The following is a 22,188-nucleotide window of genomic DNA, read 5'->3' on the forward strand; positions in this document are numbered from 1 at the left end:
TACTTTTATAACATCTATAACAGATAATAAAAAACTACGTGGAAAGACCGCATTTTGTATAAGAATATACGTTAAGTTGATGGATGTGTGGCGGTACCCCATGGCCATCAAGCTAAGTTTGTTTGAGGAGATGTACGAGACAGGTGTGAATTTAGGGGAATCCAATATTTTCTATTCAAATATGATAGAATAGAAGTATATCCAAAACGGAGGAACAACAAATGAACTCAAACACAAAACAGTTTATTTATGATATCCAGCAAAGAAAAAACAATTATATGGAAAATGTATTAAAGGCAATACAACACCCTAAAAAAGAGCAATCTGAACAGGTCATTCAAAATATAGTAGAGAAGATGGATATGATGATCAGTTTAGTTACTACTTACATGGCTATTGAATCAGAATCTATGAAAGAATTAAAAGAGCTTCAGGAAGAAATTATTCATGCGCAAGCATATATTCAAAAACGAAAATTTGAAGAAACACAGAGATAAAACCCTGTGTTTTTATTTGGTCGTCTATGACGCCAATCTATTATAAATCAAATTAAGGGATTAGGTACACTTACCATATTTTGTTCACTAAAGTCATTTCCCTCCAAACAACTCATTCTATAAGACTCCTTTCTAATTTACATTCTTTCTCTCACTATATGATATAAATCCTATAAATATGCTAGAAGGATAATTCATTATATGAACGAAAATAACATTTTAATAAGTTACGTTTTCTATTCCTAAATTACTAAAAAATTATTTATATACGATTCTTTTTTACTAGTTAATAGGTAATGATATAGGGATACTTTGCATGTACATCTAGGTTGTTCCTTTCAGGCTATGTATCATTTTAAATACGCCCTTTATTAGAATAGTGCTCATACTTTTTTTGAGATTCTTTCGTAATACGTGCGTTAAGTAAAATTGCTAACAACAAAAACACTCCATATGTTCCCCCTGTAGCTCCTATGATAACCACACTACTACAAACAAGTACAATTAGTAGGAGGAACGAAACTAAATAAATATTTTCATAGTTCTTTGACATCTTCTCGTATTTTATGCGTTCTTTCCTTGCATCCATCTAAATTCCTCCTTTACATTATCCATTTCACTATCAAATAAATCTCGTCCTTAAAAGGGAAACAATATATCTTTTTAAATAATTAGCTTGTTTTTTATCAACTAATTTATATAACGTAAAAAGAAATCCTACCAATATTAAGCTTTCCACCATGATAATCCCGACCCTCTCCTTCCTTTTTAATTCCAACACATCAGATAAAAGTAGCAAACAAAAAGGATCCTCCCTTCTTTTAAAGGCTGATCCTTTTCTTCATGCATTCAACTATTCTTGATTAATTAGAATAACAGCTGGTCCATCTACACGAATTCCACCAACTTCGATTTTTTCATAAGGCTCAACTGTAATAGAAATGACCCCTTCCCGCTTCTTTAATTCATTACTTAATTCTTTTGTTAACATTTTTTTCATGTGTGCACTCCTTCTTCCTGCTTAATTTATTATTGTTATGTAAATGAAATTAAAAATGGTTTCCTTGTCTGGAAACCATTTTTTGTAGTTGACCATATGGTGTTACCAGTTCGTTTATCAATTTTACGTAAAGAAGAGATAAACAATTACCTATTCACTGTCTCAGTAGATGTAAGGAACTCTTAAAGAGATAGCGGTGAGATCGATTGTTTTTTCTTCTAGAAATAATGACTTAGATAATATATTACCTAAAACAATGAAAGCCCTACCTCTCTTTCATCCTTACGGATCCTTGTCCGTGCCAGTGTGAATCAGGATTGCAAAAATCAAGTGACTATTTGATCGCGTTATTTGATGAAACTTCGAACGTTCGTAAAAGAAATGTAAAAATAAAAATGGATTAGATTGAAGTAATAACAAAAGAGGTTCCTACTCTAAAAGTGAGTTGAAGAAGTTGAATGTCTTTGAAATGATTTACTTTTAATAATCATCATATTCCCGAAAAATTCAGGATATTTTCGGGGGATGTAATACATTATCTATAATGAACCCTAACAGAAACTTTTTAATTGATTTTCAGTGATCCCTTTAATTAATCCCAGTTCACTAATCAAAAATTCATGTGCGTTATCCAACATTTTTTTTTCGCTTGTATTCAGTGCTTTTTCTTTTTTCATACGCATTAGATCACGTACAACTTCAGCACCTTCTTGTATTTCACCCGTTTTTATTTTGTCCGTGTTCACTTTATACCTTTGTTTCCACGGCAGTAATTCATCTGATTCTCCATGCTGAAAAATGTGTATAATGTGTTTTAATGCAAGTATATCAGTAACTGGGCGTATACTCGAACTTAATATTTTACCCATAGGAATCATGACTTGCATATTACTGATTGACATTTTTATAACAAAATACTGTTGTTTTTTCCCAGAGAATTCTTTTTCTTCTATGGCTTCAATTATACCTGCTCCGTGCATTGGATAAACAATGTTATCGCCAATTTGAAACATATAATCCACCTCCATATATGGTAACCTTCTTAACCTTAACATATATGTGATTTTTTATCAAATATTTTATAATATCATAAAATTATTTTTAGTGTCAACTACTTTTTTCTTTAAAAATTAAATCAAATAAAAACACCCCCAAAACAATAGGGAGTGTGTCAGATTCTCAATAAAGGGACGGTCAATTTGCCCATATACATCCTAAAATATCGATTAATTAACATAGATCCGTTTTCCCTTGAAAACGACCAAATCGATCCCGTATTTTTTTCAATCTTGTGTGGTACTCCAAAATCTCAATTCTTGCTTTTTCAGCTAAAGGTGCAATTGGTCGTAAGTCTTTTAACCCCCAATAATCAACCACTACATCAAGTACTTGATCAAAATATTGTAGTGGTCCATAATTCGCTTCTTTTGCAATTACAGTCATTCTATTTTCAAAATCAGGCATGACGGCACCTGGCATTTTAAAATTCTTAATCACATTGGCAATATGATAGCAATAATTAGGTTCTAATTCCAAATGTGTTCGAATGACGTCTCGATAAAACGCATAATGAAGAGTTTCATCTTTTGCAAGACGGCGTAATAATGTAGCAAGATCTGGATCGTGCTTACTTGCAACCTTAGCTACATTATTGTAAAACACCATCGTTGCAAGTTCTTGTAGCGTCGTATATGTCATTGCTTCGATTGGTGTGTGAAAATCGGGCTCAAATCCACCCTCAACGACTGACTTTCTTAATTCATGTAATCGTTTAGGGTTCACACTTCGAGTGAGTAGTAAATATGTCTCCAATAAATTCGAATGTTGATCCTCTTCTGAAGTCCAAGTATGAATAAAGTCTGTAATAACAGAAAGGGACCCTTTAAAAGTCGCAGATAAATACGTTGTAAACCATGGTAAATTCACTTCTGTTAATAAAGCTGTTTCAATGGCCGTAATTACACCAGAAGGAAGAGTAACTTGACTTTCATCCCAAGGAACTCTTTTAAAGTCCATTCCCTTATCCCATGGTAAAAACTCATGATAACCCCAGTCTATCTTCTGCGCTCTTGTTTTATGTTGTTCATACAGTTCTTTTAAACGTGGTTCTAATCGGAAATCTAAATCATTTGTTAGCATATATAAGTGCCCCCTTTTCTTATCATAGATAATCATCCTATTTTTACATTCATTTTTATCCTTAAAAATTTTCTACAAATAAATATTACTTTCCTTTTTTTAAGTCCAACATAATAATTTTGTAACAAAACTCCTTAAGAGCGCTATGTTTTTATTGGATTTTTTCATATAAAAAGGGATACTGAGGATAACATTCATGGATGAAGATACTCGTCATGTTTTAAATCTTGGTGAGTGTAAAAAGGTGCATGCCTATAAAGAATCGTTTTATTGTGGCTTTTAAAATGAAGCTTGATAATTTTAAAAAAGATTGATAAGAAATCCTATTAGCTTTAAGAATTAATAGGATTTCTTATTTCACTAACGGTACAGATTAGCTCATTAAATATCAGATTCCGAATAGTTAATTTAATATTTTGAAACATGTTATAATGTAGTCCAAGAGTATATATAGCTTATCTAATTTTAAAAATTATTTGGAGGAATAATATGAAAATAAAGTTAGCTACGCTAGATGAAGTTAATCAAATAGAAATTTTATATCAAGAACTTTTTTTAAAAATGTCAAACTTTCAGCCGAAATATATAAAGCCTGCTAAGCAGGATGTAGAGTTTATCAGGAAGACAATCAATGAAAAGGATTCGGATATTTTAATAGCTGAAATCGATAACGGTACAGTAGGGTTTTTACTTAATCAAGAACTAATCACACCATCCTATAAGTGTTTGGTTGAACATAAATACGCTTTTATTACTGATATAATTGTTGGAACCAAATATCAAAATCAAGGAATTGGTTCCGCTTTGTTATTAGAAGCAAAAAAAATGGGCTGAAAATCGAAATTTAGATTACTTAGAGTTAAATGTACTGTCTGAAAATATTGGCGCTATTACTTTATATGAAAAGCAAGGATTCAAAGATGTAAGACATACAATGCGCTATGAATTTTCATTGAAAAGACATAAGGAGCATTAATGTGTTGAGAAACTATTTATTACAGGTGCGTTAGTACAATAAGGAGTATTAAAATAATCAAACTTTTTTATAAAAAACTCGTACCTAGCTATAAAAGAAACTCCATTTTGATCAATCTTTTTTCAAAATGGAGTTTTTGTATTTATTGTTAAATAAAAATTGATAGTATTTTATACACATTATCAACTTATTTAGACGTAAGATCCAATTTATTAGATTAAGCGCTTAAAAAACAAATACAGTTGATGAGATAGCCTTAAACGACAATTCCCAACAAGATTACTGTACATTAGCTATGATGAATTAGACCTTATTTTTGGAAACAGTATACAGCTCAAAGGGAAGAGGCGATAAACATGCAGTCAACGGAAGCTCATATGAAGGAAAAACAACGTAGAGAAAAAATAGAAATAATATTTAGTCACAGGGTAAAAGGAGAGAGTTATTTTCATGGTTCCTCCTATCAATGGAAAAACATTGTATACCAAAATTTTAATAAGATACAACAAAAAGAGTTGAAAATGGAACAACTCATTTTCGAAATGGAAAAAGAAGGGATTCTATTTGCGCAGCACCGTTCACTCATACACTATCCCGTCATTGATTTTATTAAATATATAGCTAAGGTTTATAAGAAAACCATTGAAATACAATAAAAATGATTATATTTTTAAAATAAATAATTATATTCAAAGAAAACCTTTACAAAAAGTTTATTTTTGAACATTGTTAACAAAAAGCTCAAAAACTCATTCAAATATTTTTTTTCAAAATACTATTCGTTTTTGTTATAATAATAACCATAACGTATTATATTCGTTTGTATATCTTCAGATTTTGTGAAATTTATTACACAAAAAGACAGCTCTTAATTAGAGTTGTCTTTTATTTTTTCTCGATATATATAATACTGTTCTGGTGCAAAAAAACCAGGATTCTTACAGATAGGGAAAAATTGGATTTTTCATAGGAAAGATGCTACTTTTTTCTCTCACATTCCTTCATTACTTTATAAAACGTATTTTTCTTTAGCTCTAACATTTCCGTAAATATAATAGCTATTATTTCCCCACTTCTCCATATAGAATAAGTTTCTTCTATATTAATTATGATAATAGGTGGTTTTAAGGCTACTGTTGGTTCAACCTTACTTATTTTGCGGTCTATGACAACTACTCTGTCACTACCCCATTTAGTAAGAGAGAAGTTTTAGAGAAAGCTAAGAAGTACTATGATGAGCCAGGAAACTCAGCTCCAATACTATTCTTTCCTATATACGCTAAAGGCGATTTCCTTTCACAAGTAAATGGTGATATAAAACCATTAAGCAGGTTATTGAATCCGCTTTCATTTTTCGGAAAATATGATAAAATTGTATTTGGATAGAAGTCCAAAACATATTATTAAAAGTAAAGTGGTTCAAGTCGGAGGAAGGCACCTTAGGGTGTCTTTTCTTTATGAAAAAATCCCCACACAAGGTGAAGGGATTTTTATGCTACGAATATATAAAACTGACTATTTAATATATAGTGAAGTACGCCACGTATCTCTTGGATAGTTTATTGAAGTCTTTTGATATTCAAAAGTCCCTTCTTGATGATTTGATGCATCCCATTTATATTCCCAACCTACAATAGGATTACCACCAATTATTTGTGAACCAATATTTTTCACATCAAATCCATTCATTTTAGCAAAAGGAAACTGGCCATACCCTATTTCTTTTGTGTAAATATATAAGTAACTGCCCCCATGATCTTTAGTTGTACTAAAACTATTAGGATTAATGTATTCAACCCCACCCAATTGTGACTCTACTTTCACTACACTTAAAGAAGTTAGAGGTGCCGCTGGTCCTGCAGATGCCTCCGATGCCATTCCTAAACCAACTACCGATGCCATTGCTAATGATGATATCCCTAATATAACTTTTTTAAACATATAAACATCCCCTTCTTTCTATATAGGTACAAGTTTGATATTAACAGAATTTTATAAGAATAACCCTTATTTTGAAAATGTTAACAAATTATACTTTTTTAGATATGTAATTTAGCATATTGATTGGCATGTATGATAATATATCCGTTGCTTTCAAGATAAAAACTCCATAATAGGGGTAACTTTTGTTAAGTCAGACTTGTATAGTGATTCCCTTTATTTGAACGAATATATACCTTTTTCGCTTACAAACTTTATGTACAGGTTACTTAATAGAATTTTAATTTTTTTTTGCAACTTTTTTTGTTATTTTCAAGTTTCTCTTATAATATAAGAGAAACCCTATAGAAAAGCCCTTTTTCAAATGTCTATTCTATAGGGTTTAATATCTATATTCTTTTTTATTTTTTCTTATTCATCTAAACTAGGATGGCTCCAGTACCTAATTGCTATCTTAGTTAATTCTTTTTCATTACCTGCCCCATGCCTGTATTTTTGTATTCCTTTATAATCAAAAGTTATTTTTAGAGCATTATTTCTCAAACTTGTATTTTCTGTTATCGGTGGCAATTTCCAAGAGAAATTGATTTGATTAATACCTCTATCAGAAGCTAAGTTATATAACATATTAGCCGTGTCATCTAAAATGCTATGTTTTATATCTGAGAATGTAACACCTTCCCTACTTTGTAAGGATAAATTAATTATTTGTTTATCCGCTTCTTTTGAATTCATATCCTTTTTAATTTCTAATTTAATAAGCCTTTTCTGTCCAATTACTTGATCTACAACACCTTTTATTCTATTTTCCAATATTTTCTGATTAGCTGTTAATGTTTGCTTTTCTTTTTTAGAATCGCTCTCTCCTTCATTCATAATGAGATTAATATTCATGAAAGAGATCAGAATATAACCTATAACAGCTAAAGACATTTTCCATTTATGCAGGGAACGGAATCCTATAATTTTACGAAACCATATGCGTTTTATTGTAACAACTTGGATAGAAGGAATGGAGTGGATTAAATGTTCTATACCCTTAAAGTGTTGCATTGGTGTGAATATAAATGTACGATTTGTACCAATAAATTTCATGATTGTTTTAAAAGCAAAATGTTCAATAGTTACCCTGTCAAACTCCGCTAGCTGGTAAGCTTGAACCCTTACAACATCTTCCTTTTGCTTATCATACTTGAATAAATGAATGTGCTCTTGGCTTACTGCAGCGTATCCATACTCAAATTTATCAACTTTAAAAATTGTTACAACAGATGAAGTTATATAACGTTCTTTTATTATTTTTTTCGCTTGTATTAATTTAATAATCCTTTTCATTACTCTAATAATCATTTTATTCTTTCCCTTAATTAAACTATTTTATTTTCAACTAGCATTTTTACATCTGGATATTCAATTTCAGATAACATTTTTACTATTTTATAAACCTTCAGTCTACTTCCATGCCTGGAAGTAGACATAGTACGTTTTTCCATATTTTGTTTCGTATTCCTCCGCAGGTATTACATCCACTTCTCCAACATGAGGTGGACGAACTGCAATTCCCTCTTCATTGACTACAGATTTCACCAAAGATACTAGGACAAGATTTGTTGATTTAAATTCTTCAGCCGTTTGCTCTTTAGGGAACCCTCTATCAATAAGAGACTGTCTTTGCTTTTCTGTAAGTTTAAGTGTTACAGGAATACCTTTCTTCATATCAGTACGCCCTTCTTGATGTCTTATCAATTCATTCCTTTCACCTGTATTATTCCCCCTTACTACGTCACTTTGTTCAAGGGAAATATTTTTCTCACTTTCATTCCCTTGTTCCGTTTTCTTTTGCTCAGATTGATTACCTTCTTTATTTTTTACTAATTGTTTTTCCGTACTTTGTTCACCGGATTTTATAATTTGTGACTCTGCTTTTTTTGAAGAAGATTCTTCAGCCTTTGCATTCATTAAAGCGAATGTAGATACTCCAATTACACACACTATCCCCAAAGCTGACAAGCGATACGATTTTTTATTAAACTTTTTAATCATTACAATTCTCCTTTTTAAATTATGTTTATTTCGACTTAAATTTGCTACTGTTGGTATTGGATAACAATTCGTACGTTGCTCCAATAAGGCGATAATGGTATGTCCATACTCCAAATTATCTTCTGAATTTACATATGTAAGAGCTAGTGCATCACATGCAATTTCCTGATCCTCTCTTATACACTTGCTAGCATACCAAATAATTGGATTAAACCAGTGCAGTATCACTAGATGATGCATAATCAGATTAATTCCCACATCTTTTCGTTTATAATGAGATAATTCATGATAAAAAATAAATCTTAATTGATTATCATTTAACGTATCGATATGTTTTTCTGTAAGTAAAATACAAGGTTTTCTTATCCCGACAAGTGTTGGACTGGGAAGCTTACCAGCAAAAATTAGCGGAATGTTTTTTAAAATTTTCATTTCATGCTTACAGCTATTAAAGATATCTATGATTCTTTTATCTGTTATAAGGGGCTGTTTTCGTATATAGAGAGCTAGTTTTTTATTCACAACTAACGTCACTAAAATACAGCATAGAACTCCCAATAACCAGATATAGGAAATGACTTCATAAACTGATATCGGTGACGTCGCATACTTAGGGCCATAATTCGTATCATCTGTAACATTAGTATTAGATTCTTGCGAATTGTGTACAGTAAAATCAGATGTTGTATTTACTGTACTATTCACTCCTTCTACCCCTTCTGGATTTTTTAGTAAAACGGAATGAATTGGTTTAATTTCTTTTGAAAGTAACGAATATATACTATAGGAACTATCTGGAGACCAAGGTAAAATTAATCGTATCATAAGGATAAACCAGATCAAATAGTGCCATCTTGCTGTCAATCGATTCCTTAGTACCACTTTCAAGCATAATAGTAAGATAATTAATATGCTTGCCATAACGGAAGTGTCTATAATCCACTCAAACGTGACTGGAAGGTAAATATTCCAAAATGCATACAGCATAATTATTTATCCTTCCTTTTATTAACTTCGCTTCTTTCATCCAAAATTTGTTTCAGCTCCTGAATATCTTCAGAAGAGAGCTTATCTTCTTTTATAAAATTCACAAGTAAAGGCTTCAAAGCAACCCCATAAAACCGCTTTAGAAATGACTTTGTTTCCTCTTGTAAATAAGCATCTTGTGAAATTAAAGTTGTGTATGTATACATTCTTTTATTCTCTTGATTACAAGAAAGCGCATTTTTTTTTACTAATCTATTCATTAATGTTCGAATTGTTTTAGGACTCCAATCATTTTGTTCTTTAAGATACTCCACCACCTCTTTTGCACTTAGTGGTGTTATTTGGGTCCAAAATACTTTCATGACTTCTAGTTCTGCCTCTGAAATTCTAGGTAACTTTTTCATAGATATATATCCCCTTTCTGATTACATATGTAATCCATATGAATAAAGTATTACATATGTAATACTTATAAATCAACCTCGTAATTAAAAAGGATTAATTTAACAAAATGTAGATTATAAAAATCACCTTGTAAAAGGGGGCCCGCCACACATCCATCAACTTAAGGATTTAGAATGTTTTTGAAGTTAAAAGCACGTTACTATTCTCTTATGTTAATAAGAGAATAGTAACAAATTCCTCAATCCATGATGATACTCCTATTACTGCAGTAACTCTTGCATACATTCTTGTACAAGAGTTACTGCCTGACTCATAGTACCACCACCACCAAATGCAGCAGTCACTCCCACCGCCTCAAAGATCTCCTGTTCTGAAGCTCCTTGATCTAGACATCCTTTAATGTGATAAATGATACAATATTCATCCTGAGAATAAAGGCTAATACCTAAAGCAATTAACTGTTTTTGTTTTTTGGATAAGGTGCCTTCTTTAAAGCATTCCTCTGTAAAGGAATTAAATTGTTCAGCTAGTTTAGGCATCTTCTCAGTAAATAAACCCAGACCATATTTATAATGAAGAAGTGAAGATTCAGTAGAATTTCTACCTTCAAATTCCATATTTAATCCAACTCCATTTCTCATATTTTTTAAACAAAAGTTAGTATGAACCTAATGGGAAGTGATTAAACATAAATGATATTTATTTCAAAGTGAGTGAAAGAGGAGAAAGGATTTAGAGGCACGATATAACAAAAAATTAACTAATAGTATTGCACACACGTATGGATAATCGATCGACTTCTGTAAAAGGATAACGTAAAAAGGAAGTGATGATATGGAAAAACAGAGTGTAGTCAATACATTAAATGCCTTTCTAAAAGGGCAGTACATGGGTATTCATGCCTATGAGCATTATATAGAGAAGCTAAAAGATCCAGAAATAAAAAAGGAATTTCAAAAAATACAACAAGATCACAAACAACATGCCTTAAAAGTAGCAGAAAGAATACAAAATCTTGGAGGGGTACCGGTTGATAATGAAGGAATTGTAAGCAGCGCGTTAAAGGGCGAAGGTTATTATGGCGTTCAAATATCACAAGAAATTGTACATGGTGATTTAGATCCAGAAAGTCATATGTTAATACATGATATTTTAGATAAAGATAGGGAACATGTACATGTATTAAAACAACTTGCGTATTAACATTTTTAGTTACACGGTATCATAATGAAAAGAAGATATTTAAAATAACTCCACATATTCTCACAAGGCATGTAAATACTAATACTTGTTTTAGTACTTTAATTCCAAAGTATTAAAGCAAAATTACTAACTGCGATACTAGGAGGACGTTACTATGAATATTCGTGAAGGATTAATTCCAACTACATTGGGTACAGCAGTTACAGCTGCGGGCTATGCTTTGAAGCAAACTCGTGGATCTAATAAGATGATTGCAAATACAGTATTTGGATTTGGTTTAGCTCACGTTGTTTTAGGTGTAATTGATCTTGTGGAACATCGTCGTTAGAAGAAAGGGCAAGCATATTTTGATGCTTGCCTTTTTAATAACAGTATGTATTGTTTTTTTTTGATTTGTTAAAGTATTCCATAAATAAGGAACTATGAAAAGGCGGTTACTTGTTCAATATGTATACAAGAGGGATTTTGTTATCTAGGCTAAAGGAATGGGCTCATGTATATCAAAAATTACCGACTGCCAAAGTAATATTAAAAGATCCTAATATACCTGCCTTATCCACATATGTAAGGTGTTTTGGCAGTTGGAATGAGTCTCTAAGGCAAACTGGTTTCCAACCAAGAAAAAAGGCAGATAAAATATAAAAAATAAACAAAGCAGTCAGTTCAATAAACTGTCTGCTTTGCCCACTTGTTATGAAACGTTAGCCATTTATATGAGCTTTTTAACGGCTCATATCTAGTATGAACGTACTGCTGTATATTATGCAAAATAGAAGAAGCAAGCCGTTTTAGGAAAGGTTAATTTCTGTAATATAAAGAAGCCTTGTAGAAATAAAAATAATAAATTCCGTATGTATTAGATATTTTGTGTATGAAACCATAGTTAATTTCTAATGATAAGATTGAATCCTAGCAACTAACATGATAGCTAATATGATGCGAAAAATACCCATAGGGTTAATTATTGCAGTACAGATAACCGTAATATCATCTAGTCTTATGGCAGTACTAAATAATAAAAACATTAAAATATTAGTCAAAGTTTATATTATGGCATTTGAATGTACTTATGTTGAATTATGGGCTATCACTTTAAATGAAAATTAAAGCTAACGATTCAAGCAGGAATAATACATAGTATTCCTGTACATAGTTTTAAAAGTTGAGACAGAAGGAGGTGTTATATCAATGAGAACTATACAGCGAATTGCCTTAGCTTTAGTTATTATTGGTGCTATTAATTGGGGGCTAATTGGTTTCTTTAAGTTTGATTTCGTAGGGGCAATATTTGGTGGACAGAACGCCTTTTTGGCAAGAGTAATCTTTGCTCTTGTTGGACTAAGTGGATTAATGTGCTTAACACAGTTGTTTCAACCGATGAAAGATGCGAATCAAGAAATGAATCGTAAAGAATATGGAAAACCTAATTATAGTACAGAATTTGGTGAGGAAACACATATAACAAATTTAAACAGAACTTCTACGGACGTTTATAAGAATAACCATAATACATTAGATGAAGATGAAGATTAATACAATAAAAAAGTCAAAGCCATGTATACCACATGGCTTTGACTTTTTTATTTTGGATAATTCATGGGAGTACCTGCTTACTTACTAATAGGAGCAAAGTAGCAATTCTTATAAGATAGATGTTACGTTGCTTCTCTATGTTCTTTCATTATTTTATAAAGTGTGTTTTTCTTTAGTTCTAACTTTTCCATAAAAATAACAGCTGTTATTTCTCCACTCTTCCATTTCGAATGAGTTTCTTCTAAAAATATAGCTGCATTTTATTCTGGTAAGTAATCTAGTAATTTAATTAAATCTTTTACGAATCCAGGGCTAGCTAATTTTAATAAAGCGGGTACTTCTTTAAAATGATTTTTAAGGCCAGCATCGACTTTCTTGGAGTAATCTTTTTCATTTCCTACCAATAAATCGACTATATCAATTTTTAACTGTTTACTTACTTTCCCCCATAAAAATTCAGATTCTTGAAAATGCTTATTTATGAATATTTTAACTTGATTAATAAAAGGGTCATTTTTTTGTTGTACAGCATCTTGTAATTGTCTCATAGACATATCTTCAGCTTTAATTCCTTGGTTTACAGTTACATAATTTGTATTTTCAGCGGCACTTACACTCGTCCCCAAAACACCAAGACCACTAAAACCGATAGCACTCGCTAATGCAATCCCTGTTAATTTTTTTATGTCTAAATTATGATTAAATCGTTTCATGTTTTTAATCCCCCTTAAATAATTATGGTACACAAATAATATACAATTATTTGTAGTAGACAAGGGTGTTTTTCATATAATTGCAAATTATTATATTTTTGCGAACGATACGCATTACAATCACATTAGCATCAATACAAAAAAATGTAAATTGATAATATTTATGCAGAAAATTATCAATATTTAATATGAAAACTTTTCACTATAGCTATAGGAGAATATGATTTATTCTGTTATGAAGTCTTGTTTTATAGCATAAAGAGCAATAATTAGATTAGAAAGTCTACGATGTATTTAAGAATATAACATTTTTACATAGTAAACTTTATGATATATGGTGACCCCTTATATAGGATTTTTAATCAAACTTTTTACAAACGGTACAACTTACTTTTAAAATCACACTAATATAAATTAAAAGCAAACTGTTTAAAAGAGGAAAAAATATTTTAAGGAGTTGATGTTTAAAGGACTAAATAAAAAACTTTGCGATAATACGTATTACAATAGTAATTTTCGTATTTCTTCTGTACTTAGACCTGTGAATTTTGCAATGTCTTCTAATGGCATACCATTTTTATGCATACCACGAATTAATTGAATTTTCCCTTTCTCAATACCTTTTTCAATGCCTTCCTCTAAGCCCTCTTCTCGAGCATGTGCTAACTTAGCTTGCTCATCTAGAAGTAACTTTTCACGAGCTTCATAAGCTGTTCGGAAAGAAGAGTCATGGCTCATATTTCCCCACTTATTCATCGCTTTTTGTAAAATTGGATCTTGATTCATTGCAATCTCCTCCAATGTTTGAGTTAAATGTTCATCTTCATGTGCTGGTAATAGTAACATCCAGCGAACAAATGCATTTTCCCATGGATTTACTTTTTCTTCACGCCATTGTTTGACCAATTTTGGAATTTCTACAAAATGAATTTCAATATCATCGCTTAGTATCTGTTGCTTTTGGGGATTCCATAATTGTCCTATGGTGTGAAATGAATCATCCTGGGAGAATAATATAAAATCTAATAAGTTAATGGTAATTGTTTTCCGAAGTGAACGATACGGCATCCCTTCTTGCATTTGGGATGTATAGAGTTTACTCCAGTAATATAAAGAGCGTTTGACCATATCATGTGTGTTCCGTAATTGAATCTCGATATTAACTTGTGTTCCGTTATCTAGTGTTGCTAATAAGTCTAATATGGATAACTTATCATCTTCATAAGATTTATGAAGATGTGGATCTTCTAGTTGTAGAGATACAATAGGTACATCTAAAGATTCTTCTAGGATAGCGTTTAGAAATCCAGTTAAAATCCCTTCGTTCCGAATAACTGTTTAAAATCGAAATCAATACGTAAATTTACTAATTTTGTGGACATGGGTTTCCTCTCCCTGTCTTTCTATTCTTCTTACTATTTTATAATGTAATTCTTTATATAAGCAAATTCATCTTTTTCAGTTTATTTATTTTTTCGTATGTATCGGTAAAGCGTAGCCTGACTAATACCTGTCATGTTTACAATTTCTTGTATGCTATATTCTTTAGAATCATATAACTTTAATGCCCTTTGAATGAAGCTATCCTTAACACGAGGACGTCCACCGACTCTCCCCCTTGCTCTTGCACTTTCAAGTCCCTCTTGAGTACGTTGAGAAATTAAGTCTCTTTCAAACTGGCTGAATGCTTGAAATACAGTTAACATCAATTTTCCTTGAGGTGTATTAGTATCAAATTGCTCTTTGATACTAATTAGCTTAACTCCCTTATTCTCAAAAAAATCAACAAGTTCAATTAAATCTTTGGTACTTCTTCCTAATCTAGAAAAGCTTTCAACAACTAATGTATCACCTGGTCTAATTTTATCTTTTAATCGAGTAAGCTCTGGACGATCACTTTTCGTACCTGTTACTTTTTCAGTTAAAATTTCAGTACAGTTATAATTTTGAAGCATGTCTAGTTGACGAATCAAATCTTGTTGTTGAGTACTTACCCTTGCGTAGCCATAAATGTATGAGTTCATGAAATCACCTAACCTTTACCAGATAATTTTATCATAAAGGGGAGTTAAAGTTAATATGATTTTGATAATAGTTTTGATAACGTAGTTAAGCGATTTGCAAAGATTAAATTTTGTTCATTTCACAATTATCAAAAATCATCGTTTTTGAAACACTTATAAATAATAAATCTAATAATTATGTACTTTGTAATAGGTAAGAGTTTATGATAAAAATAGGAAATATCCCAAAAAACACACGAGGGGCGTTGATTAAGATTTTTTTTAAAGACTTTAACTACAAAAATGAAGGTGATTATTTATATCCAGTTGAGTATTATCAATTTCGCCAAGCAAGCACACATAATACATTCAAAGTTGAACTATTATGTTTTGATGATCGTTATGATTTCCATTTAACAATTGATAATGAAGCTATCCCTTCAAAGTATAGACTTGTAACAAGCATCTCCTTTGAAATTTATGAAGAATTTGGATTTGAGCCTTATGATTTTAGTTCTAAACACGCTACTCTACAAAGGGCAATTGATATGGCAAGTGCAATTGCAAAGAAATATTGTGAAAATCCAGTTAATCAATAATAAGTAAAGACCGGATATAATATCCGGTCTTTTTTGTATTTGCTGTATATTAAGGTGATTTTTTTGTTAAATTATCACAATTATTAATGCGTCTTTTAAATTTGAGGTTAAGGACTCAAATTTAAAAGAAAAAGAGAACCCAAATGGATTCTCTTTTCTTGGCATATTTACAACATGGAGAATACTGAGACAACTCTTTCAAAACTTTATTAGGGGAAAGTTTTGAAAAACGCTCTTATAATAACACTTACATAAATGTAATATATAGTAAATTTATAGAATTAAGACTGACTGTTCTTAATTTTTAAAAAACTAAATCCTCGCCATACTAATGTAGTTAGATATCCAGTACTTCATGAAACATTAATAGAAATTGAAATTACTCTTCGTCTATCTCGTATTCATTAAGATATTAATAATTGGATGTATCTGTTCATGAATATGGTAATCTGATTAAGATTCTCACTACACAAGTCCTACCCACCAGAAATTAGTGAAAAAGAGGAAACTGTTGGGATAAAGCACCACAAGAATCGTTTTTGGGCTATCTGAAAGATAAAGCATATATAAAACCTTACGAGTGTTTTACTGAGTTGAAACAAGAGATAAAGAGATATATGACATACCTTAATCATTATAGATATCACTGGAATTAAAAAGGATTGGAGATGCTACAATAAATTGCACACTAAGTTAAAAGAAAAAGGTGATTCAGTTTATGAGTAGAAAAGTCTATAATCGTCAATTTAAATTGGCTGCAGTCCAATTACTATTGGAAGAGAATATATTTGTGAAAGAGGTTTCAAAAGAATTATCTATCCATTCGAATGCTCTTTATCATTGGATAAGTGAATATGGAGAAAGTGAGTTACCATTTGGAATTTGTTTTACCCACATTTTCAATGGAGTAGTAATTGGCATTCTTAGTTCTTTAGCAATTGCATCATAGCTCCGTCCATCATTTTTATACAAATGTACAGCTTTCAATTTAAATGTCTCTGCATATTTTTGAAATGTTGTTCTTTTTTTGGCATTAAAATATCCCTTCAAGTATAGTGTAACATTCCACATTAAGAATGTAGTCTTTTTACACTGTCTACTTAAAAGGGATAATACCAACTAATATTACCTTACTTACACCAGCTTTAAGCAATAAATTTCTAGCGGTTTCAAATAATAACTTTTAGTATGTACATTATAATTATTTTTTATGAAAACCTTGTGTAATTCGATCTAAAATAATTGCAATTACTACAATAGCAAGGCCTGCTTCAAAGCCCATACCTATATTAACTTGTGTAACCGACCGATAAACGTCTACGCCAAGACCTGGTGCACCGACAAGAGATGCAGTGACAACCATTGATAGAGAAAGCATAATACTCTGATTTACACCAGCCATGATTGTTCCAGTTGCAAGTGGAAGCTGTACTTTGAATAGTTTCTGTGACGATGTTGAACCAAAGGCATTAGCTGCTTCAATTAAATCTTCTGGTACTTGCCTAATCCCTAACTCAGTAAAGCGAATAGTAGGTGGCATTGCAAAAATAACAGATGCAATAATACCTGGTACTACTCCAACACCAAAGAATGTAATTGCCGGAATAAGATAAACAAATGCAGGCATTGTTTGCATAAAATCAAGAGTTGGTTTTAAAAATTTGGAAAACCTTTCGTTCTGAGATGCCAAAATCCCAATTGGTATACCTATAATGATAGAGATAATAACAGACGTCAAGACAAGCGCTAGTGTTTGCATGGTCTGTTCCCAATAGTTAACGTTAAGGATAAACAGAAATCCAATTAAAGAAAATACTATCAGTGAAGTTTTACGGGAGGTGTACCAAACTAATAGGCATGTGATTGTAATAAAAATAATGGCTGGGATGAATATTAATAGATTTGTTAATAAATCAACAAATCCTCCGATAATAAAAGAAAATCCTTTGAAAAACCCTTCAAAATGCTGATACAAACTTGTAACAAGTGTATCAACCCATTCTCCTAAAGGAATCCGTGGAATACTATTCATTATCATTCACCTCTTCCTCTATATTTCCTGCTAAAGCTTGAATAATACTTTCACGCTTTATTATCCCTCGTAATCTATGTTTATCATCTAGAACAGGAAGAGGTAACTTTGCCTTAACCATTTTTATATACATTTCTTCTAATAGAGTATCTAAATAAACAGGAGGAATGTCTGTTACTAATAAATCCGCTATCGGAACCTGTCTTTTAACAGCTTTACTAGCATTATCAGCAGTTAAGACACCTAAAAACTCATGTTTCTTATTCACTACATATACGCTAGAAACACTAGCATTTTTCATGATTTGGAGTGCAACACGTGGACCGCGATCAATTAATAAGGTTTCCGGTCTTTTCATAATGGATTCAGAGGTTAAAACTTTTCCTAAATTTACATCAGCAACAAATTGCTCTACAAATTCATTTGCAGGGCTCACCATAATTTCTTCTGGTGTTCCAATTTGAACAATTTCTCCGTCTTTCATTAAAGCAATACGATCACCAATTCGGAGTGCTTCATCTAGATCGTGTGTAATAAAAATAATCGTTTTTTTCATTTTATCTTGCAGTTCTAATAATTCATTTTGCATTTCTTTTCGAATAATCGGATCTAAAGCACTAAATGATTCATCCATCAGTAGGACATCTGGATTATTTGTTAGTGCTCTTGCGATACCAACACGCTGCTGCATACCACCGCTAAGTTGTTCCGGATAACTATCTTTATTGTTTTCTAGACCTACTAATTTTAGAGATTCTAACGCTTTTGTTTCTCGTTCTTCTTTTGATACTTTTTGTATTTCTAAACCATATGCAACATTTTGTAAAACCGTTCGATGAGGGAATAAGGCGAATTTTTGAAATACCATACTCATTTTGTTTCTTCTTACTTTTCGAAGAGATTCTTTTCCCATTGTTGCGATATCTTCACCATCAATATATATATGGCCAGAAGTCGGTTTGATTAACTGATTTAACATACGAACAAGTGTAGATTTCCCACTACCGGATAATCCCATAATGACAAATATTTCGCCAGCATAAACATCGAATTTTGCCTGGTTCACGCCAATATTCATACCAGTTTCTTTTAATATAGCAGCTTTGCTTTTTCCCTCTTCTAGTAAAGCGATTCCTTTAGAAGGGTTCTTTCCAAATACTTTTGTAACGTTTTCAACACGTAATTTCGTTTCTTTCATTCTTTCACTCCTTTTCTTTGACTCTATACAAATACTGTAACTATTTCTAAACCAAATAGTACATTACAATAGTTCATCAAAGACTTTTTTTTATTTTTTTGTTAAGCTATTAATAGTTAGTTTATATTATTCATAGTTATAATTATAAAATATTTATTTATAATTATAAAGTATTTAGCTTTACCGAAATAATTTTCTGCGTTAGTTAAAGAAGAAATATCTAATCATAGAGACTAGGAGGAGCTTGATGAAGAAAAAAATATGGCTTCTGTGCATACTATTATTAATTAGCATAATTACTACTTCTTGTAGTGGCGTGAACAGTAATGCAAAGGGAAAAATTAAAATTGGTGTAACGAGTTGGAAAGAAAACATAGCTACCGCAAATATGTGGAAAGTATTACTTGAGGAAAAAGGTTATAAAGTTGAATTGTTATATTTAGAAAAGGCAGCCGTTTGGACCGGGGTAGCACGAGGAGATGTGGACGCCAACTTAGAGGTCTGGCTACCAATTACTGATAAGCCATTATATGAAAAATATAAGGATGATGTTGTAATAAAGTCAGCGTGGTATAAAGGTACTGGTCTTGGTTTAGTTGTTCCTTCATACATGACAGATATCAATAGTATTGAGGATTTGAATGCAAATAAGGATAAATTTAACAATAAAATTATTGGTATTGAACCTGGTAGCAGTTTAATGGGCTTAACAGATAAAGCGATACACAAATATGGGATAGAGCTAAATCTTGTTCAATCTTCAGAAGCCGCTATGATGAGTGAATTAAAAAAAGCATATAGTCAAAAGAAACCCATTGCAGTAACATTATGGAATCCACATTGGGCTTTTTCAGAGTTTGATCTTAAATATTTAAAAGATCCTAAAAAGGTGTATGGAGAAAAAGATGATATTTATTACTCTGTTCGTAAAGGATTTGAAAAAGATTATCCAGAGCTTATAAAGTATTTTGATAACTGGAACATGACCGATGAGCAACTCGGAACGTTGATGACCATGATTAATGAATCGAATGACCCTGAACAGGCCGCTGAAAAATGGATAAAAAAGAATAAAAAATTAGTAGATACATGGATGAAAAAGTAATCATTTATGGGGTACGTCAACCATTCCTTCTTTTTGGAGGCACTCGTAAATACAAAGAAAGAGAAGTGATGTTTTCATATAATCATTTCTCTTTCTTTGTATTAGCTTGATAGCGATGAGGTTCCTTCAACAAAGCGCGAATTTCGTACACTAAGAAAATTCAAATAAATAAAGTCCATTTCTTTTAGTGTATAAGAAATGGACTTTATTGTCTTTTGTCTAACTTTCTGGATACTTACTTTTCTTAAATTACTTATAAAACTATTTTTTTCCATTTGCGAATTTTAGTTCTGAAATTCATAAATGGAGCAACTGTATTGATATGCACCCATTTCCAAACAGGCCACATTGCTTTTGTTGTGGCCCATTTTCTTTGTTCTGATTGGAATAATTCTTTTTCAGAAAGATCATTTATCCAATCGACTAACTTTCGAACTAACTTTGTCAATTCTTCCTCCTGCTGTTTTAAGGTTAAAACACCGTACTGCTCATAAAAAGATTGATAAAGTTTACCTAAGTTATTCCATTTGTAGTCTGGAGTGGGCGTTTGTACGTCAAGTCCACATTGTTCGTCTTTTTCCCACGATAACAACAAGTTGATCCACCCCAATTGATAAGAAAGTATTTCAGAAGGAGATTTATCCACTTCAGAGATATGTTTATCTCTCAACTCTTCAGGAATCACCTTAAATTCTTCAATAAATTTCTTATAGGCTTTATCGATTGATTCAATTAATTCTTCAGCATTAGAGTACTGTTTCATAATACTTTCACACCTTTATTTTTGATACCTTCAGTATATGATAGAATAGTATCAAAACATGATACCATTAGGAGCTTTTTATGAAAAAAGACGAGCGACTCATTCAAGAAATGATCTATATCAATTCAAAAAAGAATTTTAACCTTAACGACTTGATTGGAGAATTCGATATTTCTAGAAGTACCGCCTTACAAGACATTTCTTCCTTAGAAGAACTAGGTGTTCCTCTTTATTCTGAAAAGGGAAGTCATGGTGGATATCACATGTTAGAAAATCAACTTCTACCACCAATTTATTTTAGTAATAATGAATTACATTCTATATTCTTTTCGCTACAACTATTAAAAACATTGTTAAAAACTCCATTTGATAAAGACTACAAAGAAATTAAAGAAAAACTATTAGCTATACTGCCAAAGAAGCAAAAAGAAATGGTTCAATAGGCGGATCAAGTCATCCAATTTGTAGGAACAAATCAAAAAAAGAGTCTCCCTTTTTAGGAGAACTTTTCTCTGTAATATTCAATAAAAAGGTAATAGAAATCAGTTATTGTCGCTATGGCAACAATCAAAGAGTCATTCAACCCCTAAGATTATTAATTACGGATGGAAATTGGTATTGCTTTAGTTGGGGTTTAGACAAAAATGAATTTCGAAATTTTCGTTGTGACTATATTCAATCCGTAAAGTATAAAGATAAAGAAAGCATTCCTTTTACTGAAGAGACAATTAGTTCTTTATTTAGAAAACAATTAAATACACAACGCCCTTTTTCTTTTAAAGTCAAAGTTAGTGATAAAGGGTTCGAACAGTTCTATAAACGCATTTACGATAACATATCTCTTCAAGAAGAAGAAAATAAATACATTATTGGGACTTTTGGAGAAAAGGAGATAGATTTTCTAGTTCAGTATTTTTTGTCTTTCGGTAAAGAAATTAAAATCATTTCTCCAGAAATGCTATGCTCCAAATATAAGGAATATTTAAAAGATATATTGGCGGATTGTTATAAGATAGAAAGTAGATCACATACAAAATAGTAGGTCAAACTC

At 31.4% G+C, this 22,188-nt stretch carries 25 protein-coding genes and 5 pseudogenes; 14 read left to right on the forward strand and 16 right to left on the reverse strand.

Annotation, left to right across the window (positions count from 1 at the left end):
- The first annotated feature begins 221 nt into the window (after positions 1 to 221).
- The gene (locus tag MR155_RS27430) at positions 222 to 497 is read left to right on the forward strand and encodes a hypothetical protein (RefSeq protein ID WP_002144215.1); all 276 of its coding nucleotides are present in this window, start codon (positions 222 to 224) and stop codon (positions 495 to 497) included.
- 355 nt (positions 498 to 852) lie between these two features.
- Here MR155_RS27430 and MR155_RS27435 read toward each other — a convergent pair whose 3' ends face one another.
- The 4 genes from MR155_RS27435 to MR155_RS27450 all read right to left on the reverse strand — a co-directional run bounded on the left by MR155_RS27435 (position 853) and on the right by MR155_RS27450 (position 3,636).
- Positions 853 to 1,086 carry a hypothetical protein gene (locus MR155_RS27435; RefSeq protein ID WP_242311597.1) on the reverse strand — a complete coding sequence of 78 codons (234 nt, stop codon included), beginning with the start codon at positions 1,084 to 1,086 and terminating at the stop codon, positions 853 to 855.
- Between the two features lie 264 nt (positions 1,087 to 1,350).
- A complete protein-coding gene (locus tag MR155_RS27440; protein WP_000738549.1) occupies positions 1,351 to 1,497 on the reverse strand; it encodes a BC1881 family protein in 147 nt (48 codons plus the stop codon).
- A 551-nt stretch (positions 1,498 to 2,048) separates the two neighbouring features.
- Positions 2,049 to 2,510, reverse strand: a complete 462-nt coding sequence (locus MR155_RS27445) for a CarD family transcriptional regulator (protein WP_002169666.1) — start codon at positions 2,508 to 2,510, stop codon at positions 2,049 to 2,051.
- A gap of 217 nt (positions 2,511 to 2,727) precedes the next feature.
- The gene (locus MR155_RS27450; RefSeq protein WP_078205172.1) at positions 2,728 to 3,636 is read right to left on the reverse strand and encodes an acyl-ACP desaturase; all 909 of its coding nucleotides are present in this window, start codon (positions 3,634 to 3,636) and stop codon (positions 2,728 to 2,730) included.
- Positions 3,637 to 4,125: 489 nt separating this feature from the next.
- On the opposite strand from MR155_RS27450, the gene MR155_RS27455 reads away from it, so the two are divergent.
- Together MR155_RS27455 and MR155_RS27460 are read left to right on the forward strand one after the other, a co-directional pair.
- Positions 4,126 to 4,470, forward strand: a complete 345-nt coding sequence (locus MR155_RS27455) for a GNAT family N-acetyltransferase (protein WP_242311599.1) — start codon at positions 4,126 to 4,128, stop codon at positions 4,468 to 4,470.
- Positions 4,471 to 4,968: 498 nt separating this feature from the next.
- A complete protein-coding gene (locus tag MR155_RS27460) occupies positions 4,969 to 5,268 on the forward strand; it encodes a hypothetical protein (protein ID WP_002204046.1) in 300 nt (99 codons plus the stop codon).
- 322 nt (positions 5,269 to 5,590) lie between these two features.
- On the opposite strand, the pseudogene MR155_RS31890 reads toward MR155_RS27460, so the two are convergent.
- Positions 5,591 to 5,713, reverse strand: a pseudogene (locus MR155_RS31890) (recombinase family protein); the annotation flags it as partial.
- Positions 5,714 to 5,803: 90 nt separating this feature from the next.
- On the opposite strand from MR155_RS31890, the pseudogene MR155_RS27465 reads away from it, so the two are divergent.
- A pseudogene (locus MR155_RS27465) lies at positions 5,804 to 5,998 on the forward strand (hypothetical protein); the annotation flags it as partial.
- A 129-nt stretch (positions 5,999 to 6,127) separates the two neighbouring features.
- Here the strand turns inward: MR155_RS27465 and MR155_RS27470 are convergent.
- The 5 genes from MR155_RS27470 to MR155_RS27490 form a co-directional block, all read right to left on the reverse strand.
- On the reverse strand, positions 6,128 to 6,553 hold the full coding sequence (locus MR155_RS27470; protein ID WP_242311600.1) for a DUF4879 domain-containing protein: 426 nt from the start codon (positions 6,551 to 6,553) through the stop codon (positions 6,128 to 6,130).
- Positions 6,554 to 6,964: 411 nt separating this feature from the next.
- Entirely contained in the window at positions 6,965 to 7,903 is a 939-nt protein-coding gene (locus MR155_RS27475; protein ID WP_242311603.1) for a hypothetical protein, read from the reverse strand.
- A 102-nt stretch (positions 7,904 to 8,005) separates the two neighbouring features.
- The gene (locus MR155_RS27480) at positions 8,006 to 9,583 is read right to left on the reverse strand and encodes a M56 family metallopeptidase (protein ID WP_242311605.1); all 1,578 of its coding nucleotides are present in this window, start codon (positions 9,581 to 9,583) and stop codon (positions 8,006 to 8,008) included.
- Between the two features lie 2 nt (positions 9,584 to 9,585).
- Positions 9,586 to 9,987 carry a BlaI/MecI/CopY family transcriptional regulator gene (locus MR155_RS27485; protein ID WP_242311607.1) on the reverse strand — a complete coding sequence of 134 codons (402 nt, stop codon included), beginning with the start codon at positions 9,985 to 9,987 and terminating at the stop codon, positions 9,586 to 9,588.
- Between the two features lie 261 nt (positions 9,988 to 10,248).
- Positions 10,249 to 10,605, reverse strand: coding sequence for a carboxymuconolactone decarboxylase family protein (locus MR155_RS27490; protein ID WP_113937265.1), 357 nt, complete (start codon positions 10,603 to 10,605; stop codon positions 10,249 to 10,251).
- A gap of 217 nt (positions 10,606 to 10,822) precedes the next feature.
- Here MR155_RS27490 and MR155_RS27495 point away from each other — a divergent pair, with 217 nt between their 5' ends.
- The 4 genes from MR155_RS27495 to MR155_RS27510 all read left to right on the forward strand — a co-directional run bounded on the left by MR155_RS27495 (position 10,823) and on the right by MR155_RS27510 (position 12,724).
- Positions 10,823 to 11,191 (forward strand): DUF2383 domain-containing protein, encoded by a 369-nt coding sequence (locus MR155_RS27495; RefSeq protein ID WP_242311609.1) that lies wholly within the window; start codon positions 10,823 to 10,825, stop codon positions 11,189 to 11,191.
- Between the two features lie 154 nt (positions 11,192 to 11,345).
- Positions 11,346 to 11,519 carry a hypothetical protein gene (locus tag MR155_RS27500; protein WP_001025956.1) on the forward strand — a complete coding sequence of 58 codons (174 nt, stop codon included), beginning with the start codon at positions 11,346 to 11,348 and terminating at the stop codon, positions 11,517 to 11,519.
- Between the two features lie 119 nt (positions 11,520 to 11,638).
- Positions 11,639 to 11,833 carry a homing endonuclease associated repeat-containing protein gene (locus MR155_RS27505; protein ID WP_242311611.1) on the forward strand — a complete coding sequence of 65 codons (195 nt, stop codon included), beginning with the start codon at positions 11,639 to 11,641 and terminating at the stop codon, positions 11,831 to 11,833.
- 546 nt (positions 11,834 to 12,379) lie between these two features.
- Positions 12,380 to 12,724 carry a DUF378 domain-containing protein gene (locus tag MR155_RS27510; RefSeq protein ID WP_078205603.1) on the forward strand — a complete coding sequence of 115 codons (345 nt, stop codon included), beginning with the start codon at positions 12,380 to 12,382 and terminating at the stop codon, positions 12,722 to 12,724.
- A gap of 260 nt (positions 12,725 to 12,984) precedes the next feature.
- On the opposite strand, the gene MR155_RS27515 is transcribed toward MR155_RS27510, so the two are convergent.
- The 3 genes and pseudogenes from MR155_RS27515 to MR155_RS27525 form a co-directional block, all read right to left on the reverse strand.
- Complete coding sequence (locus MR155_RS27515) at positions 12,985 to 13,437, reverse strand: hypothetical protein (RefSeq protein WP_113937269.1); 453 nt, start codon at positions 13,435 to 13,437, stop codon at positions 12,985 to 12,987.
- A gap of 501 nt (positions 13,438 to 13,938) precedes the next feature.
- Positions 13,939 to 14,819: pseudogene (locus MR155_RS27520) on the reverse strand (Rpn family recombination-promoting nuclease/putative transposase).
- Positions 14,820 to 14,903: 84 nt separating this feature from the next.
- Positions 14,904 to 15,461: pseudogene (locus MR155_RS27525) on the reverse strand (recombinase family protein); the annotation flags it as partial.
- A 203-nt stretch (positions 15,462 to 15,664) separates the two neighbouring features.
- Here MR155_RS27525 and MR155_RS27530 point away from each other — a divergent pair.
- The 3 genes and pseudogenes from MR155_RS27530 to MR155_RS27540 all read left to right on the forward strand — a co-directional run bounded on the left by MR155_RS27530 (position 15,665) and on the right by MR155_RS27540 (position 16,988).
- Positions 15,665 to 16,039 carry a hypothetical protein gene (locus tag MR155_RS27530; RefSeq protein WP_002187324.1) on the forward strand — a complete coding sequence of 125 codons (375 nt, stop codon included), beginning with the start codon at positions 15,665 to 15,667 and terminating at the stop codon, positions 16,037 to 16,039.
- Positions 16,040 to 16,499: 460 nt separating this feature from the next.
- Positions 16,500 to 16,695: pseudogene (locus MR155_RS27535) on the forward strand (IS3 family transposase); the annotation flags it as partial.
- 62 nt (positions 16,696 to 16,757) lie between these two features.
- On the forward strand, positions 16,758 to 16,988 hold the full coding sequence (locus MR155_RS27540; protein WP_242311612.1) for a transposase: 231 nt from the start codon (positions 16,758 to 16,760) through the stop codon (positions 16,986 to 16,988).
- A gap of 252 nt (positions 16,989 to 17,240) precedes the next feature.
- Here MR155_RS27540 and MR155_RS27545 read toward each other — a convergent pair whose 3' ends face one another.
- Both MR155_RS27545 and MR155_RS27550 read right to left on the reverse strand, forming a co-directional pair.
- A complete protein-coding gene (locus MR155_RS27545) occupies positions 17,241 to 18,071 on the reverse strand; it encodes an ABC transporter permease (RefSeq protein ID WP_002169659.1) in 831 nt (276 codons plus the stop codon).
- Positions 18,064 to 19,269, reverse strand: a complete 1,206-nt coding sequence (locus MR155_RS27550) for a quaternary amine ABC transporter ATP-binding protein (RefSeq protein WP_078205178.1) — start codon at positions 19,267 to 19,269, stop codon at positions 18,064 to 18,066. Before MR155_RS27550 ends, MR155_RS27545 begins: the two co-directional genes overlap by 8 nt.
- Positions 19,270 to 19,516: 247 nt before the next feature.
- On the opposite strand from MR155_RS27550, the gene MR155_RS27555 reads away from it, so the two are divergent.
- Positions 19,517 to 20,374 (forward strand): glycine betaine ABC transporter substrate-binding protein, encoded by an 858-nt coding sequence (locus MR155_RS27555; RefSeq protein ID WP_078205179.1) that lies wholly within the window; start codon positions 19,517 to 19,519, stop codon positions 20,372 to 20,374.
- Positions 20,375 to 20,627: 253 nt separating this feature from the next.
- On the opposite strand, the gene MR155_RS27560 is transcribed toward MR155_RS27555, so the two are convergent.
- Positions 20,628 to 21,137: a ClbS/DfsB family four-helix bundle protein gene (locus MR155_RS27560; RefSeq protein WP_002144233.1), complete on the reverse strand. Its 510-nt coding sequence runs from the start codon at positions 21,135 to 21,137 to the stop codon at positions 20,628 to 20,630.
- Positions 21,138 to 21,217: 80 nt separating this feature from the next.
- Between MR155_RS27560 and MR155_RS27565 the strand changes: the two genes are divergently transcribed.
- Together MR155_RS27565 and MR155_RS27570 are read left to right on the forward strand one after the other, a co-directional pair.
- Positions 21,218 to 21,580, forward strand: a complete 363-nt coding sequence (locus tag MR155_RS27565) for a helix-turn-helix transcriptional regulator (RefSeq protein WP_242311613.1) — start codon at positions 21,218 to 21,220, stop codon at positions 21,578 to 21,580.
- Positions 21,581 to 21,678: 98 nt separating this feature from the next.
- Positions 21,679 to 22,176: a WYL domain-containing protein gene (locus tag MR155_RS27570; protein ID WP_242311623.1), complete on the forward strand. Its 498-nt coding sequence runs from the start codon at positions 21,679 to 21,681 to the stop codon at positions 22,174 to 22,176.
- Positions 22,177 to 22,188: the final 12 nt, after the last annotated feature.

This window comes from Bacillus cereus group sp. BfR-BA-01331, from assembly GCF_022663915.1.
In the GTDB taxonomy this organism is placed as follows: Bacteria; Bacillota; Bacilli; order Bacillales; family Bacillaceae_G; genus Bacillus_A; species Bacillus_A mycoides.

Coding starts and splice junctions, on each gene's coding strand:
- MR155_RS27455 (WP_242311599.1), top strand. CDS start 4,126: ATGAAAATAAAGTTAGCTACGCTAGATGAAGTTAATCAAATAGAAATT.
- MR155_RS27515 (WP_113937269.1), bottom strand. CDS start 13,437: ATGAAACGATTTAATCATAATTTAGACATAAAAAAATTAACAGGGATT.
- MR155_RS27550 (WP_078205178.1), bottom strand. CDS start 19,269: ATGAAAGAAACGAAATTACGTGTTGAAAACGTTACAAAAGTATTTGGA.
- MR155_RS27510 (WP_078205603.1), top strand. CDS start 12,380: ATGAGAACTATACAGCGAATTGCCTTAGCTTTAGTTATTATTGGTGCT.
- MR155_RS27555 (WP_078205179.1), top strand. CDS start 19,517: ATGAAGAAAAAAATATGGCTTCTGTGCATACTATTATTAATTAGCATA.
- MR155_RS27430 (WP_002144215.1), top strand. CDS start 222: ATGAACTCAAACACAAAACAGTTTATTTATGATATCCAGCAAAGAAAA.
- MR155_RS27560 (WP_002144233.1), bottom strand. CDS start 21,137: ATGAAACAGTACTCTAATGCTGAAGAATTAATTGAATCAATCGATAAA.
- MR155_RS27470 (WP_242311600.1), bottom strand. CDS start 6,553: ATGTTTAAAAAAGTTATATTAGGGATATCATCATTAGCAATGGCATCG.
- MR155_RS27500 (WP_001025956.1), top strand. CDS start 11,346: ATGAATATTCGTGAAGGATTAATTCCAACTACATTGGGTACAGCAGTT.
- MR155_RS27485 (WP_242311607.1), bottom strand. CDS start 9,987: ATGAAAAAGTTACCTAGAATTTCAGAGGCAGAACTAGAAGTCATGAAA.
- MR155_RS27450 (WP_078205172.1), bottom strand. CDS start 3,636: ATGCTAACAAATGATTTAGATTTCCGATTAGAACCACGTTTAAAAGAA.
- MR155_RS27530 (WP_002187324.1), top strand. CDS start 15,665: ATGATAAAAATAGGAAATATCCCAAAAAACACACGAGGGGCGTTGATT.
- MR155_RS27475 (WP_242311603.1), bottom strand. CDS start 7,903: ATGATTATTAGAGTAATGAAAAGGATTATTAAATTAATACAAGCGAAA.
- MR155_RS27445 (WP_002169666.1), bottom strand. CDS start 2,510: ATGTTTCAAATTGGCGATAACATTGTTTATCCAATGCACGGAGCAGGT.
- MR155_RS27565 (WP_242311613.1), top strand. CDS start 21,218: ATGAAAAAAGACGAGCGACTCATTCAAGAAATGATCTATATCAATTCA.
- MR155_RS27540 (WP_242311612.1), top strand. CDS start 16,758: ATGAGTAGAAAAGTCTATAATCGTCAATTTAAATTGGCTGCAGTCCAA.
- MR155_RS27545 (WP_002169659.1), bottom strand. CDS start 18,071: ATGAATAGTATTCCACGGATTCCTTTAGGAGAATGGGTTGATACACTT.
- MR155_RS27435 (WP_242311597.1), bottom strand. CDS start 1,086: ATGGATGCAAGGAAAGAACGCATAAAATACGAGAAGATGTCAAAGAAC.
- MR155_RS27505 (WP_242311611.1), top strand. CDS start 11,639: ATGTATACAAGAGGGATTTTGTTATCTAGGCTAAAGGAATGGGCTCAT.
- MR155_RS27480 (WP_242311605.1), bottom strand. CDS start 9,583: ATGCTGTATGCATTTTGGAATATTTACCTTCCAGTCACGTTTGAGTGG.
- MR155_RS27490 (WP_113937265.1), bottom strand. CDS start 10,605: ATGGAATTTGAAGGTAGAAATTCTACTGAATCTTCACTTCTTCATTAT.
- MR155_RS27440 (WP_000738549.1), bottom strand. CDS start 1,497: ATGAAAAAAATGTTAACAAAAGAATTAAGTAATGAATTAAAGAAGCGG.
- MR155_RS27460 (WP_002204046.1), top strand. CDS start 4,969: ATGCAGTCAACGGAAGCTCATATGAAGGAAAAACAACGTAGAGAAAAA.
- MR155_RS27495 (WP_242311609.1), top strand. CDS start 10,823: ATGGAAAAACAGAGTGTAGTCAATACATTAAATGCCTTTCTAAAAGGG.